10 protein-coding genes and 1 pseudogene are annotated in these 14,224 nt (G+C 68.1%); 2 read left to right on the top strand and 9 right to left on the bottom strand.

Translation table 11 applies throughout. The features are described from left to right. Positions 1–44 precede the first annotated feature (44 nt). On the bottom strand, positions 45–1,073 hold the full coding sequence (locus U1F38_RS06940) for an amidohydrolase family protein (protein WP_409986323.1): 1,029 nt from the start codon (positions 1,071–1,073) through the stop codon (positions 45–47). A gap of 217 nt (positions 1,074–1,290) precedes the next feature. Then, positions 1,291–2,505 (bottom strand): 4-hydroxybenzoate 3-monooxygenase, encoded by a 1,215-nt coding sequence (gene pobA / locus U1F38_RS06935; protein WP_409986322.1) that lies wholly within the window; start codon positions 2,503–2,505, stop codon positions 1,291–1,293. A 145-nt stretch (positions 2,506–2,650) separates the two neighbouring features. On the opposite strand from pobA, the pseudogene U1F38_RS06930 reads away from it, so the two are divergent. Beyond that, positions 2,651–3,520 (top strand): annotated as a pseudogene (locus U1F38_RS06930) (LysR substrate-binding domain-containing protein); the annotation flags it as partial. A 68-nt stretch (positions 3,521–3,588) separates the two neighbouring features. Here the strand turns inward: U1F38_RS06930 and U1F38_RS06925 are convergent. Next, a complete protein-coding gene (locus U1F38_RS06925; RefSeq protein ID WP_409986482.1) occupies positions 3,589–5,619 on the bottom strand; it encodes an ATP-dependent DNA helicase in 2,031 nt (676 codons plus the stop codon). A 145-nt stretch (positions 5,620–5,764) separates the two neighbouring features. Here U1F38_RS06925 and U1F38_RS06920 point away from each other — a divergent pair, with 145 nt between their 5' ends. After that, positions 5,765–6,565 carry a PP2C family protein-serine/threonine phosphatase gene (locus U1F38_RS06920; protein WP_409986321.1) on the top strand — a complete coding sequence of 267 codons (801 nt, stop codon included), beginning with the start codon at positions 5,765–5,767 and terminating at the stop codon, positions 6,563–6,565. Positions 6,566–6,578: 13 nt separating this feature from the next. Here U1F38_RS06920 and U1F38_RS06915 read toward each other — a convergent pair whose 3' ends face one another. The 6 genes from U1F38_RS06915 to U1F38_RS06890 form a co-directional block, all read right to left on the bottom strand. Beyond that, entirely contained in the window at positions 6,579–6,959 is a 381-nt protein-coding gene (locus U1F38_RS06915) for a hypothetical protein (protein ID WP_409986320.1), read from the bottom strand. After that, positions 6,956–8,068: a cell division protein ZapE gene (gene zapE, locus U1F38_RS06910; protein ID WP_409986319.1), complete on the bottom strand. Its 1,113-nt coding sequence runs from the start codon at positions 8,066–8,068 to the stop codon at positions 6,956–6,958. The genes U1F38_RS06915 and zapE overlap by 4 nt, the downstream gene beginning before the upstream one ends. Positions 8,069–8,136: 68 nt before the next feature. Further along, positions 8,137–9,564 (bottom strand): dihydrolipoyl dehydrogenase, encoded by a 1,428-nt coding sequence (lpdA, locus tag U1F38_RS06905; protein ID WP_409986318.1) that lies wholly within the window; start codon positions 9,562–9,564, stop codon positions 8,137–8,139. 27 nt (positions 9,565–9,591) lie between these two features. Beyond that, a complete protein-coding gene (locus tag U1F38_RS06900) occupies positions 9,592–9,915 on the bottom strand; it encodes a PspC domain-containing protein (RefSeq protein WP_409986317.1) in 324 nt (107 codons plus the stop codon). Between the two features lie 12 nt (positions 9,916–9,927). After that, positions 9,928–11,181 (bottom strand): 2-oxoglutarate dehydrogenase complex dihydrolipoyllysine-residue succinyltransferase, encoded by a 1,254-nt coding sequence (gene odhB, locus U1F38_RS06895; RefSeq protein ID WP_409986316.1) that lies wholly within the window; start codon positions 11,179–11,181, stop codon positions 9,928–9,930. Between the two features lie 104 nt (positions 11,182–11,285). Beyond that, on the bottom strand, positions 11,286–14,159 hold the full coding sequence (locus U1F38_RS06890) for a 2-oxoglutarate dehydrogenase E1 component (RefSeq protein WP_409986315.1): 2,874 nt from the start codon (positions 14,157–14,159) through the stop codon (positions 11,286–11,288). Positions 14,160–14,224: the final 65 nt, after the last annotated feature.

Raw genomic sequence — 14,224 nt, 5'->3', positions numbered from 1 at the left:
TAGCTGCTACCGCTCTTCCATCAAGCGACGGGGCCATGTTTGAATCACAAACCTCGTGCCTTGAGCTGGGCATCGAGCCGCGCAAACACGCGCCGCGCATTGCCTTCGTAGACCTTGTGGCGCTGCTCGGCCGAGAGGTTGGCCGTGGCCTGGACGTAGCGCTTGGTGTCGTCGTAGTAGTGCCCCGTCTCCGGGTCGATGCCGCGCACGGCGCCGATCATCTCGCTGGCGAACAGGATGTTGTCCACCGGGATCACCTTCATCAAGAGGTCGATGCCCGGCTGGTGGTAGACGCAGGTGTCGAAGAACACGTTGTGCAGCAGGTGCTCGCTGAGCAGCGGCTTTTTCAGCTCTTGCGCCAGGCCGCGGTAGCGCCCCCAGTGATACGGCGCGGCGCCGCCGCCGTGCGGGATGATGAACTTGAGCGTCGGGAAGTCCTTGAACAGGTCGCCCTGGATGAGCTGCATGACCGCCGTGGTGTCGGCGTTGATGTAGTGCGCGCCGGTGGTGTGAAAGCAGGCGTTGCACGAGGTGCTGACGTGGATCATCGCGGGGATGTCCCACTCGACCATCTTTTCGTAGATGGGGTACCAGTGGCGATCGGTCAGCGGCGGGCTCGTCCAGTGGCCGCCGGACGGGTCGGGGTTGAGGTTGATGCCGACCGCGCCATAGTCCTTGACGCATTTCTCCAGCTCGGGGATGCAGGTGGCCGGATCGACGCCGGGCGACTGCGGCAGCATGGCGGCCGGCGCGAAATGCTCCGGAAACAGCTGGCTGACACGGTGGCACAGCTCGTTGCAGATGGCCGCCCAGGTGCTGGAAACCTGGAAGTCGCCGATGTGGTGCGCCATGAAGCTGGCGCGCGGGCTGAAGATGGTGAGGTCACTGCCGCGCTCGCGCATCAGGCGCAGCTGGTTGCTCTCGATCGACTCGCGCAACTCGTCGTCGGAGATCTTCAGCTCGGACACGCGGGGCATGGCCGCAGGGTCTGCAATGCCGGCGATCTGGCGCTTGCGCCAGTCTTCCAGCGCCTTGGGCGCGGTGGTGTAGTGGCCGTGGCAGTCGATGATCATGGAGGTGTCCTTCCATCCTTTCAGTTTGAGCGGCGGTGCCTGATATCAGTTGCTCATAGCGCTGCGCGCCACCCGCAGCGCATGAAGCCCGAAGAGCCGAGGGCCGCGAAGCAGGCCAGGCCAACGATCGCCGTGGCCGGGGTTTCCCCGGTCACTGGCGATACCCCCTTCAGGGGGTGGGCGCAACATCGCGAAGCGAGTGAAGACTGGGGGTGTTTCACATCAGCGCCCGCTCGGCAAAGTCCAGCGGCAGGCCGACGTAGTTCTCGGCAATGGTGCGCAGGCCGGCCTCGGAGTGCGTCAGGTAGTCCAGCTCGGCGTGCTGGAACTTGGCGGTGATCTGCTCGTCGTGCGGAAAGCGGTGCATCAGCTGCGTCAGCCACCACGAAAAGCGCTCGGCACGCCAGATGCGGCCCAGGCACTTGCGCGAATAGTCGTCGATGCCGGCCTCGCTCTTGTCGCGATAGAACTCGATCAGCGCATTGCTGAGGTACTTGACGTCGGTGGTCGCCAGGTTCAGCCCCTTGGCGCCGGTGGGCGGCACGATGTGGCCGGCGTCGCCCGCCAGGAACATGCGGCCAAAGCGCAGCGGCTCGGTGACGAAGCTGCGCAGCGGGGCGATGCTTTTCTCCAGGCTGGGGCCGGTCACCAGCTTGTCGCGCCCCTCATCGTCCAAGCGCAGGCGCAGCTCCTGCCAGAAGGCGTCGTCGCTCCAGTCCTCCACGTGCTGCGTCAGCGGCACCTGCAGGTAGTAGCGGCTGCGCGTCTTGCTGCGCTGGCTGCACAGGGCAAAGCCGCGCGGGCTGTTGATGTAGATCAGCTCGTCGCTCACCGGGGGCGTGTCCGACAGCAGGCCCAGCCAGCCGAAGGGATAGACTTTTTCGTATTCGGTGATGGCCGCGCGCGGGGCGCTGGCGCGGCACACGCCGTGAAAGCCGTCGCAGCCGGCAATGAAGTCGCAGTCGATGCGGTGCGACACCCCGCCCTTGTCCCAGGTGACGTAGGGCTTGGCCGTATCGAAGTCGTGCACCGCCGTGTTCCGGGCCTCGTAGATCGTGGGCAACCCGGCCGCGGCGCGCGCCTGCATCAGGTCGTGCGTCACCTCGGTCTGGCCGTACACCATCACGTTCTGCCCGCCGCTGTACTTGTTCAGATCGACCCGGTGGCGCCGGCCATCCCACATCAGTTCGATGCCGCCATGCACCAGGCCTTCCTGGTTCATGCGTTGGCCCACGCCGGCCTCGTTCAGCAGATCGACGCTGACCTGCTCCAGGATGCCGGCGCGGATGCGGCCCAGCACGTAGTCGCCGCTGACGCGCTCGACGATCACGGCGTCGATGCCGGCCTTGTGCAGCAACTGGCCCAGCAACAGGCCGGAGGGGCCGGCGCCCATGATGACCACCTGCGTTCTCGATGTCTTCGCCGCGTTCATGCTGTCTCCTCATGCATGGGCCCATGCCCTTGTCTGTCGCCCATTGTTTCGCTTGTCCGGCTTCGGCGCTATCGGCCGGGGTGACTAACAGCTAGATCAAAATGGCATACCTTACCGATAGCCATTGCATTCAAGCGGGTATTCCATGGACTTGCGACAACTCGAATATTTCGTCCGCGTCGCCGAGCTTGGCAGCTTCAGCCGCGCCGCGCTGGCGCTGGACGTGGCCCAGCCGGCGCTCAGCCGCCAAGTTCGCCTGCTGGAGGTGGAGCTGCGCCAGAACCTGCTGCAGCGCCACGGCCGTGGCGCCGTGCCGACCGAGGCGGGCCTGCTCTTGCTGGAGCACGCGCGCGGCATCCTGCATCAGGTGGGGCGCGCGCGCGATGAGCTGGCGCGCCTGCGCGGCGGCCTGGCCGGCCGCGTCACGCTGGGCCTGCCGCCCAGTGTGGCGCGCGCGCTGGCGGTGCCGCTGGTGCGTGCCTTCAGCCGGCAGTTGCCCGAAGCGCACCTGTCGATTGCCGAGGCCCTGTCCACCAACATGCAGGAGCAGGTGGCCAGCGGCCGGCTGGACATCGCGGTGCTCTACAACGCCCGGCCCGTGCCCGGCCTGGAGATCGAGCCCCTGGCCAGCGACGAGCTGGTGCTGGTGCAGTGCGCCTCGGCGCGCCGCGACCCGTCCGCATCGATCAGCCTGGAGGTGCTGTCGCGCCTGCCCCTGGTCATCCCCAGCCGCCCCAATGCCATTCGCACGCATGTCGAAAACCAGCTGGCCGCCGCGGGCTTGCGGCCCCGCGTGGCACTGGAAATCGACGGGGTCGGCGCCATCCTCGACCTGGTGGCCGACGGCGCCGGCTGCGCGGTGCTGTCGCGCCACGCGCTGGCCGGCGTGGCCAAACCCGGTGCCTTTGGCCTGCACCCCATTGAAACCGCGGCCGGCGAGGCCATGCAGATCCCGCTGTTCACCGCGTCGAGTGCACTGCGCCCCAGCACCGGCGCCCAACGGGCCGTGCTGGTGCTGCTGCGGGAGCTGGCGCGCGCGCACCTCGGCGCGACGGCCAAAGCACCAGCCCCTGGGGCCGCGACTCAAGCCTGCACGGCCGAATCGACCGGCTCGCGCGGCGCGGCGCCCAGACTGCCCAGCTCGGCATCGAACGCCGCCGCGGTGCCCAGCCGGCGCATGGGCGGCAAGGCCGCCAGCAGGCGCCGGCCGTAGCCCATGCTGACCAGGCGCGAATCGCAGATCACCAGCAGGCCGACGTCGGTCTCGCTGCGGATCAGCCGCCCGGCGCCCTGCTTGAGGGCAACCGCCGCCTCGGGCAGCGAATAGGCCGCAAAAGCGCTGCGCCCCTGCTGCTCGAAGCGCCGGCAACGCGCCTCGACCAGCGGATCGCCCGGCGGCGGAAACGGCAGCTTGTCGATCACCACCAGTTGCAGCGCGTCGCCGGGCAAATCCACCCCTTCCCAGAACGAGGCGGAGCCCACCAGCACGCAACCGGCGCGCCCGGGCTCGGCGCCGCGGCGAAAGCGCTCCATCAGCTCGCGCTTGGGCAGGCTGCCCTGCACCAGCACCTCGATGGCGCCGTCGGCCGCAAAGCGCTGCGCCAGCGCCTCGCCGATGTCGCGCAGCGCCCGCAGCGTGGTGGTCAGTACCATCGTGCGCCCACCCAGCCGCGCCGCGCCATCACCGGCCAGGCGGGCGACGTGCAGCGCGTGCGCCGGGTCGCCCGGACGGGGCCCCTGCGCGGGCACGTACAGCGCCGCCTGGCGGGCGTAGTCGAACGGGCTGCCCACGTGCATCACCTCGGCCGCCTGCAGGCCGCAGGGCTCGGTAAACCAGGACAGGCGCTCGTCATCGCCCAGCGTGGCCGACACGAACACCCAGGCGCGCGGCCGTTCGGGGGGCGGCCCACCCGCCTCGGGCGCCGCCGGGTCCTGCGGGGGCGCGCCCAGCAACCGGGCGCGTACCGTGTCGGCAATGTCCAGCGGCGATTCGCGCAGGCGCAGCGCGCTGCCGCCCACGTCCACCCAGCGCACCAGCGCAGCATCGCAAGGTTGCTGGAAATGGTCCGCGCGCTCGGCCAGCAGCGCCAGGCGCTCGTGCAGGCGCCGCAAGTCGGGGCTTTGCTCGTCCACCGCCGCCAGCACGTCCACGGCGCCCGCCAGCGCCGACACCACGCGCTGCAGGGCCGCGTGCCAGGCCGATTCATCCAGGCCGTCCGGCACCGCGTCGCTCCAGCGCAAGCGCGCCTGGCCGCGCGCGGCGCCGCCCGCCAGTCGCAAATCGCGCGCCGCGCCCTCCAGCTCGCCCGCCAGGGCGTTCCAGTCGGCCTGGCCCCGCGCGTGCTTCAGGCCCACCGCCAACACGTCGCGCGCCAGGTCCAGCAACTGCCCGGTGCCCAGTTGCTGGCCCAGAAACTGGATGCCCGTTTCGTTGAGCTGGTGCGCCTCGTCGAACACCACCACGCGCACGCTGGGCAGCAACTCGGCCATGCCCGATTCGCGGATCGCCAGGTCGGCAAAAAACAGATGGTGGTTGATCACCACCACATCGGCAGCCATGGCCTCGCGCCGCGCCCCGTTGACGTGGCAGGCCTTGAACTGCGGACAGTCGGCACCCAGGCAGTTCTCGCGCGTGCTGGTCACCAGCGGCACCACGGGCGAGCGCTCATCCAGAGCCGGCACCTCGGCCAGATCGCCGGTGCGCGTGGCCTTGGCCCATCGCTCCACATTCGATAGCGTGCGACGCAGGTGTGGCGTGCCGGCGTCGATGGCCTGACCGGCCAGCTCCAGCCGATGCAGACACAGATAGCTGCCCCGCCCCTTGAGCAAGGCCGTGCGCACCGGCACACCCAGCGCCTGTGCCAGACGCGGCAAGTCACGCCCGAACAGCTGGTCTTGCAGCGCCTTGGTCGCGGTGGACAGCAGCACGCGCTCGCCCGACAGCAGGGCCGGCACCAGGTAGGCGAAGGTCTTGCCCACGCCGGTGGCGGCCTCGGCCACCAGCACGCCGCCCTGCTCCATCACGCGCGCGACCGCCTGCGCCATCTCGGCCTGCCCGGCGCGCGGCTGAAAGCCATCCACCGCGCGCGCCAAGGCGCCGTACGGCTCGAACATGGCCGACACGGCCTGCGCCAGGGGCGTGGATGAATTCACGGTGCGGGGTTCTTCGGCAGGGGCGGGTTGTCACCCGGCAAACGGGCGGCGCGTCCACGGGATAATACGGCGTCGCCAGCCCCGGCGGCGTCAGGGAAACACACGCATGGACAAGGGATACCGACTCAGCGCCGCCACCGGTCTGCACAAGGGCGATCGCGATTACCAGCAAGACCAGGTGGCCTTGCTCACGCACGCACGCGCCACCGGCTGCGTGCTGGGCGTGGTGGCCGACGGCATGGGCGGGCGCACGGGCGGTCGAAAGGCGGCCGACCAGGTGCTGCTGACGGCGCGCCAGCTGTTCGAGCGCTACGACCCCGAAAGCGACGATGGCGCGGCGCTGCTGCGCCAGATCGCGCAAGAAGCGCACCTGGTCATCAAGCTGACGGCCATTGCCGCCGAGCAGGAGCCGCACAGCACCGTCGCCGCGTTCCTGTTGAACCCGGGCGGCGAGTGCCACTGGCTGCACTGCGGCGACAGTCGCCTGCACCACTTTCGCGGCGCCCAGCTGGTGCGGCGCACCACCGATCACTCCTACGTGCAAACGCTCGTCGCCCAGGGACAACTGAGCGATGATGAGGCCAACGATCACCCGCAATCCAACGTCCTGACCTCCTGCCTGGGCACCGAGCCCGAACCGACCTTCACGCCCCAGTACATTCCGCGCCTGCAAATCGGCGACACGCTGCTCGCCTGCTCGGACGGGGTGTGGCACTACTTCAACACCGAAGAGCTGGGCTCCGTGCTGAGCACCCTGACGCCGCGCGAAGCCAGCGAATTCCTGGTCGAGAAAGCGCGTCAGCGCGCCGACGGCACGGGTGACAACCTGTCGCTGGCGATCCTGAAGGTCGAGCCGCCGATCGACCCCAAGCCCACGCGCCGCTCGTCGCTGACGCCGCTGGGTTGATGCGCGGCGGGGCTCAGTTGGTGCCCTTGCTCTTTTGTTCCAGCTCGCGCGTGCGCTCGGCGGTGCGCTGTTTGCGCTCGGTGGCATTGAGGGCCAGGTCCTTTTGTCGCAGCGCGTCCAGCGTCGCGCGGCGCTGTTTCCTGGCGCCACTCAGGCAGTCATTGACGGCAAAGCGGTGCCAGCAGGCCAACTCGTCGTCGTGATAGCGCTGCATGGCCGCGGCGCGCTGCTGCGCCACCTCCTCGCGTTGAACCTGCAGCCAGGGGCCGAAGGGCACGTCGGCCGGCACCTGCAAGGGTTCGACGGTGGCCGGCACGTCCGCGTTCAGGGGCGTGCGGGCGCACGCGGCAACCAGTGCGCAAAAGGCCAGGATCAACAGGTGGCGCAGCGTCATGTCAGGTGGGTGTCCACGGTGCGATGCGGCTCGGCCAGGTATTCGGCCGACTGCATCTCGGTCAGGCGCGAGACGGTGCGCGGAAATTCGTGCACCAGCGGCCCCTCGGTGTAGAGCTGCTCGGGCGGGACGGCGGCGGACAGGATCAGTTTCACACGCCGATCGTAGAGCACGTCGATCAGCCAGGTAAAGCGCCGCGCCTCCGAGGCCATGCGCACCGGCATGTGCGGCACGTCGGACAGCAGCACGGTGTTGAACTGGCTGGCGATCTCCAGATAGTCGTTTTGCGAGCGCGGGCCGCCGCACAGGGTGCGAAAGTCGAACCACACCACGGCGCCGGCGCGCCGGCGCGCGCGAATCTCGCGCGCTTCGATGTGCAGCACCGGGTCTTCGTCGGGGCCGCTGGCCAGCTGGGTGAAGGCCGCCGCCATGGCTGCATCGGCCGCCTCGCCCAACGGCGTGTGATAGAGCTGCACCGCCTGCAGGGTGCGCTGGCGGTAGTCCACGCCGTGGTCGACGTTGATGACCTCCATGCGTTCGTTCAGCAACTCGATGGCCGGCAGAATGCGGTCGCGGTGCAGGCCGTCGGGATACAAATCGTCCGGTTTGAAGTTGCTGGTGGTGACAAAGCCCACGCCGTTGTCGAACAGCGCCTTCAGCAGGCGGTGCAGGATCATGGCGTCGGTGATGTCGGCGACGTGAAACTCGTCAAAACAGATCAGCTTGAAGCGCTGCGCCATGCGCCGGCCCAGCTCGTCCAGCGGGTTCACGGTGCCTTGCAGCGCGGTCAATTGGCGCTGCACCTCGCGCATGAATTCGTGAAAGTGCAGGCGCGTCTTGCGCTTGATGGGCACGGCCTCGAAAAAGCAGTCCATCAGGAAGCTCTTGCCGCGCCCCACCCCGCCGTACATGTACACCCCCTTGGGGATGTCGGGGTGGTTGAACAGCTTTTTCAGCGCGTTGGAGCGTCGGCTCTTGTAGGCCGCCCACTCGTCGGCGCAGCGCTGCAGGGCGTCCACGGCGCGCAGCTGCGCCGGGTCGGCGTGGTAGCCGCGCGCGGCCAGCTCACGCTCGTAGGCGGCGCGCACGGCGCTCACGGGAGCATCCATTGACTATATATTTTATAGCTGCCAGCGCTTGCCACACGCAGGCCAGAGGCCGATTTTTCTTAAGCCCCTCAGAAATTGAGCGTGCGCTTGTCCACCGCCAGCGCGGCTTCCTTGGTGGCTTCGCTCAAGCTGGGGTGTGCGTGGCAGATGCGCGCGATGTCTTCGCTGCTGGCGCGGAAGGCCATGGCGACGCAGGCCTCGGCGATCAGCTCGCTCGCCATGGGGCCGACGATGTGTACGCCCAGGATTTCGTCGGTGGCGGCGTCGGCCAGGAACTTGACCATGCCGGTGGTGTCGCCCAGCGCGCGCGCGCGGCCGTTGGCCAGAAAGGGAAAGGTGCCGGCCCGGTACTTCACGCCGTCCTGCTTGAGCTGCTGCTCGGTCTTGCCCACCCAGGCGATCTCGGGGCTGGTGTAGATCACCCAGGGCACCAGGTTGAAGTCCACGTGCCCGTGCTGGCCGGCCATGCGCTCGGCCACGGCCACGCCCTCTTCCTCGGCCTTGTGCGCCAGCATGGGGCCGCGCACCACGTCGCCGACGGCCCACACGCCGGGCAGGTTGGTGCGGCACTCGTCATCGACCACGACGTCGCCGCGCTCGCCCAGCTTCAGGCCGACGGCCTCGGCGTTCAGCCCCATGGTGTTGGGCACGCGGCCGATGGAGACGATGAGCTTGTCCACGTCCAGGCTCTGCGCCTCGCCCTTGGCATTGGTGTAGGCAATCGACACGCCCTTCTTGCCGGCCTTGACCTCGCCCACCTTCACGCCCAGCTCGATCTTGAGGCCCTGCTTGTCAAAGGCCTTGCGCGCCTCCTTGGCGATCTGCTCGTCCACCGCGCCCAGGAAAGTTGGCAGGGCTTCGAGCACCGTCACCTCGGCGCCCAGGCGACGCCACACGCTGCCCATCTCCAGGCCGATCACACCCGAGCCGATCAGGCCCAGGCGCTTGGGCACCGCGCCCATGGCCAGCGCGCCGTCGTTGCTGAGGATCGTCTTTTCGTCGAACGGCGCACCCGCCAGCGCGCGCGCGCTGGAGCCGGTGGCGACGATGACCTGCTTGCCGGTCAGGTTCTCTTCGGTCTTGCCGGCAACCTTGATTTCGTATCCGCCATCGACCGCGCGCACGAAGCTGCCCCGGCCGTGGAAAAACGTCACCTTGTTCTTCTTGAACAGGTAGGCGATGCCGTCGTTGTTCTGCTTGACCACGGCGTCCTTGCGGCCAACCATCGTGGCCACGTCCATCTTCAAATCCTTCAGGTGAATGCCGTGCTCGCCGAAGTGCTTGGCTGCCTGCTCGAAGTGCTCCGAACTTTGAAGCAGCGCCTTGGACGGGATGCAGCCCACGTTGGTGCAGGTGCCGCCCGGCGCGGGGCCGCCGGCGGCGTTTTTCCACTCGTCGATGCAGGCGACATTGAAGCCCAGCTGCGCCGCGCGAATGGCCGCGATGTAGCCGCCGGGGCCGGCGCCGATGACGATGACGTCGAATGAGGTGCTCATGATGTTGGGTGAGTTGGGGTGCCGCGCCTATTCGGCCGGCACGAAGATCCACAGCAGAAGGTAAATGACGATGCCGGCGCCGCCGAACAGGATCAGCACCGCGAAGATCAGGCGCCAGACCCAGCTTTCCAGGCCCGTCGCCCGCGCCAAGCCGCCACACACGCCGCCGATCCAGCGGTCGCCGGTGCTGCGTCGCAGGCGATTGACGGCATCCAGCACGGGCGGCGGCACCGGCGGCGGTGGCGTCGCCGTGTCCAGCAGCCGCTCCTTGGCGCGCGCGAACTCGGCGTCGCTCAAGGTGCCGCGCTGGCGCAGTTCATCGAGCTTGCAGAGTTCGTCGGCGATCGACATCGGGGCGCTCGATCAAAGGTCGAACAGCAGGCGCGCCGGGTCTTCCAGCGCGTCCTTCATGGCCACCAGGCTCAGCACGGCCTCGCGGCCATCGATCAGCCGGTGGTCGTAGCTCATCGCCAGGTAGTTCATGGGCCGCACCACGACCTGGCCGTTCTCGACCACGGCGCGGTCCTTGGTGGCGTGCACGCCCAGGATGGCCGACTGCGGCGGGTTGATGATGGGCGTGGACATCATCGAGCCGAACACGCCGCCGTTGCTGATGGAGAAGGTGCCGCCCGTCAGGTCGTCCAGGCCCAGCTTGCCGTCGCGCGCCTTGGCGCCGAACTCGGCGATCTTCTTCTCGACGTCGGCAAAGCTCATCTGATCGGCGTTGCGCAGGATGGGCACGACCAGGCCGCGCGGGCTGCTGACGGCGATGCCGATGTCGAAGTAGCCGTGATAGACGATGTCGTTGCCGTCGATGCTGGCGTTGACCGCCGGGAACTTCTTGAGCGCGTGCACCGCCGCCTTGACGAAAAAGGACATGAAGCCGAGCTTGACGCCGTGCTCCTTCTCGAACTTCTCCTGGAAGCGCTTGCGCATGTCCATCACCGGCTGCATGTTCACCTCGTTGAAGGTGGTCAGGATGGCGTTGGTGGACTGCGACTGCAGCAGGCGCTCGGCCACGCGCGCGCGCAGGCGCGTCATGGGCACGCGCTGCTCGGGGCGCTCGCCCAGGTTGGGCGCGGCGGGCGCGGCCACCTGCGGCAGGCTGCTGGTGGGCGCGCCGGTGGGAATGGCCGCCGGCTTGGCGCCGCCGGACGCCACGGCGCCCAGCACGTCGCCCTTGGTGACGCGCCCGTCCTTGCCGGTGCCCGCCACCGAGCCGGCGGGCAGGTTGTTGTCGGCCATCAGTTTGGCGGCGGCCGGCATCGCGATGCCGGACTTGCTGGTGGCGGCAGCGGCAGGCGCCGGCGCTGCAGCCGGCGCGGCGGCCGGAGCCGGCGCTGGCGCGGAAGCAGGCGCGGCCGCACCGGCGACGGCAGCGGTGTCGATGCGCGCCAGCAGCTGGTCAGCCACCACGGTGGCGCCATCGGCTTGCAGGATTTCGGTCAGCACGCCGGCCGAAGGCGCGGGCACTTCGAGCACGACCTTGTCGGTTTCGACCTCGATCAGGATCTCGTCAACCTTGACCGCTTCACCGGCTTTTTTCTTCCACTGCAGGAGCGTGGCCTCGGACACGGACTCGGACAGTTGGGGGACTTTGACTTCTACGATGGCCATGGTTGTTCCGTTGTGGGTTGAGCGTTGGGCGTTGTTGGGCGTTGGGCGTCGGGCATTGGGCGTTGACTTCGCAAAACGCCAAACGCTCAACGCTCAACCTCCCCTCATTTGTTCAGCACGAAACCTTTGAGGCGCCCGAAGGCGGCATCGACCAGGGCCTTTTGCTGCTCCTGGTGCAGGTCGGCGTATCCGGCGGCCGGCGAGGCCGAGGCGGCACGGCCGGCATAACCCAGCTTCTGGCCGGCGACCATGTTCTCGTGGATATTGTGCTGGATGAAGAACCAGGCGCCCTGGTTCTGCGGCTCGTCCTGGCACCAGACGATCTCGGTGGCGCCCGGGTACTTCTTGAGCTCGGCGGCGAAGGCCTTGTGCGGGAACGGATAGAGCTGCTCGACGCGCAGGATGGCCACGTCGTGCGAGCCCTTTTCCTCGCGCTTTTTCACCAGGTCGTAGTAGACCTTGCCCGAGCAGGCCAGCACCCGCTTGACCTTGTCGCCCTTGAGATCGCCGCTGTCGGGAATCACGGTCTGGAAGCTGCCGCTGGTGAACTCGGCCAGCGGCGAGGTGGCATCCTTGTTGCGCAGCAGGCTCTTGGGCGTGAAGATCACCAGGGGCTTGCGCAGCGGCCGGACCATCTGGCGGCGCAGCACGTGGAAGATCTGGCTGGCCGTGGTGGGCTGCACGATCTGCATGTTGGTGTCGGCCGCCAGCTGCATGAAGCGCTCGACGCGCGCCGAGCTGTGCTCGGGGCCCTGCCCTTCGTAGCCGTGCGGCAGCATCAGCGTCAGGCCGTTGACGCGGCCCCACTTGACCTCGCCCGAGGCGATGAACTGGTCGATCAACACCTGCGCGCCGTTGGCGAAGTCGCCGAACTGCGCCTCCCAGATCACCAGGGTGTTGGGATCGTTGGACGCATAGCCGTACTCGAAGCCCAGCACCGCCTCCTCGGACAGGATCGAGTCGATGACGACGAACGGTGCCTGGCCCTCGGTGACGTTTTGCAGCGGGATGTAGGTGCCCACGTCCCACTTCTCGCGCTTCTGGTCGTGCAGCACGGCATGGCGGTGCACGAAGGTGCCGCGCCCGCAGTCCTCGCCCGACAGGCGGATCGGGTAGCCCGAGGCCACCAGCGATGCAAAGGCCATGTGCTCGCCCATGCCCCAGTCCACGTTCATCTCGCCGCGGCCCATGGCGGCGCGGTGCTCCAGCACGTTCTTGACCAGGGTGTGGACGGTAAAGCCCTCGGGCACGGTGGTGATGCGCTCGGCCAGGCGCTTCCACTCGGTCAGCGGAATGGCGGTGTCGGCAGCGTCGGTCCATTTGCTGGACAAGAACGGGGACCAGTCCACCGCGTACTTGCTCTTGAAGTTGGTCAGCACCTGGTTGACCGTGTGGCGGCCGGCGTCCATGGCCGCGCGGTAGGCGGCGACCATGGCGTCCGGGCCATCGGCGGGCAACACCTTTTGCGTCACCAGCTTGTCGCCGTAGAGCTTGCGCGTGCCCGGATGCACGGCGATCTTCTTGTACATCAGGGGCTGGGTGAGCATGGGGGTGTCCTGCTCGTTGTGGCCCAGCTTGCGGAAGCACACGATGTCGACCACCACGTCCTGGTTGAACTGCTGGCGATAGTCCAGCGCCAGCTGGGTGCACAGCACCACGGCCTCGGGGTCGTCGCCGTTGACGTGCAGCACCGGCGCGTCGATCATCTTGACGATGTCGGTGCAATACAGGGTCGAGCGCGTGTCGCGCGGGTCGCTGGTGGTAAAGCCGATCTGGTTGTTGATGACGATGTGCAGCGTGCCGCCGGTGTAGTAGCCGCGCGTTTGCGCCAGCGCCAGCGTCTCCATCACCACGCCCTGGCCGGCAAAGGCCGCATCGCCGTGCACCAGCACCGGCAGCACGCTGTCGCCCTCGGCGTCGCCGCGGCGGTCCATGCGGGCGCGCACGCTGCCCTCGACCACCGGGTTGACGATCTCCAGGTGCGAGGGGTTGAAGGCCAGCGTCAGGTGCACCGGCCCGCCGGCGGTGGACACGTCCGAACTGAAACCCTGGTGGTACTTGACATCGCCGGCGGGCAGGTCCTCGGGCGCGGTGTGGTCGAACTCGGCAAACAGCATCGAGGGCATCTTGCCCAGGGTGTTGACCAGCACGTTCAGGCGGCCGCGGTGCGCCATGCCGATGACGATTTCCTGCACGCCCTGCTTGCCCGCGGACTGCACGATCTGGTCCATGGAGACGATGAAGCTCTCGCCGCCTTCCAGCGAAAAGCGCTTCTGGCCGACGTACTTGGTGTGCAGAAAGCGCTCCAGGCCTTCGGCCGCCGTCAGGCGCTCCAGCACGTGCTTCTTCTGCTCGGCGTCGAGCTGCGGGTTGGCGCGCACGCGCTCCAGGCGTTCTTGCCACCAGCGCTTTTGCACCTGGTCGGTGGCATACATGAACTCGGCGCCGATGGTGCCGCAGTAGGTCTCGCGCAGCGCGTTGATCAGCTCGCGCAGCGGCATGCTTTCCTTGCCGAAGAAGGTGTTGCTGACGTTGAACACCGTCTCCATGTCGGCATCGGTAAAGCCGTAGAAGGACGGCTCCAGCTCGGGAATCTGCGGGCGATCGGCGCGCTTGAGCGGGTCCAGGTCGGCCCAGCGGGCGCCCACGTTGCGGTAGGCCGCGATGAGCTGCTGCACGGCGGTGCGCTTGCGGCCCAGCTCGGAGTCGGCGCCCGTGGCCACCACCACCCGCGTGCCGCCCTGCTTGGCGCGCTCGGCAAAGGCGTTGATGACCGGCAGGTGCGGCACGTCGCGCGCATTGCTGCCGTCGGCCGCGGGCACGTGCTGCAGCGCGTCGAAGTATTCGCGCCAGGAATCGGGCACGCTGCCCGGGTTGCTCAGGTAGCTCTCGTACATCTCCTCGACGTACGGCGCGTTGCCGCCGAAGAGATAGCTGTTGCCTTCGTACGTTTGGTAGACGGACTGGGTATCACTCATGCTGCGCTTGCCTTTTGCACCCCTGCAGGGCGCTCAAGTTGGTCAAAAAAACCTTCCGCGTCACG

It is taken from the genome of Ottowia sp. (assembly GCF_046348305.1).
Taxonomy (GTDB): domain Bacteria; phylum Pseudomonadota; class Gammaproteobacteria; order Burkholderiales; family Burkholderiaceae_C; genus Ottowia.
This window is presented reverse-complemented; position numbering and strand designations above follow the sequence as displayed.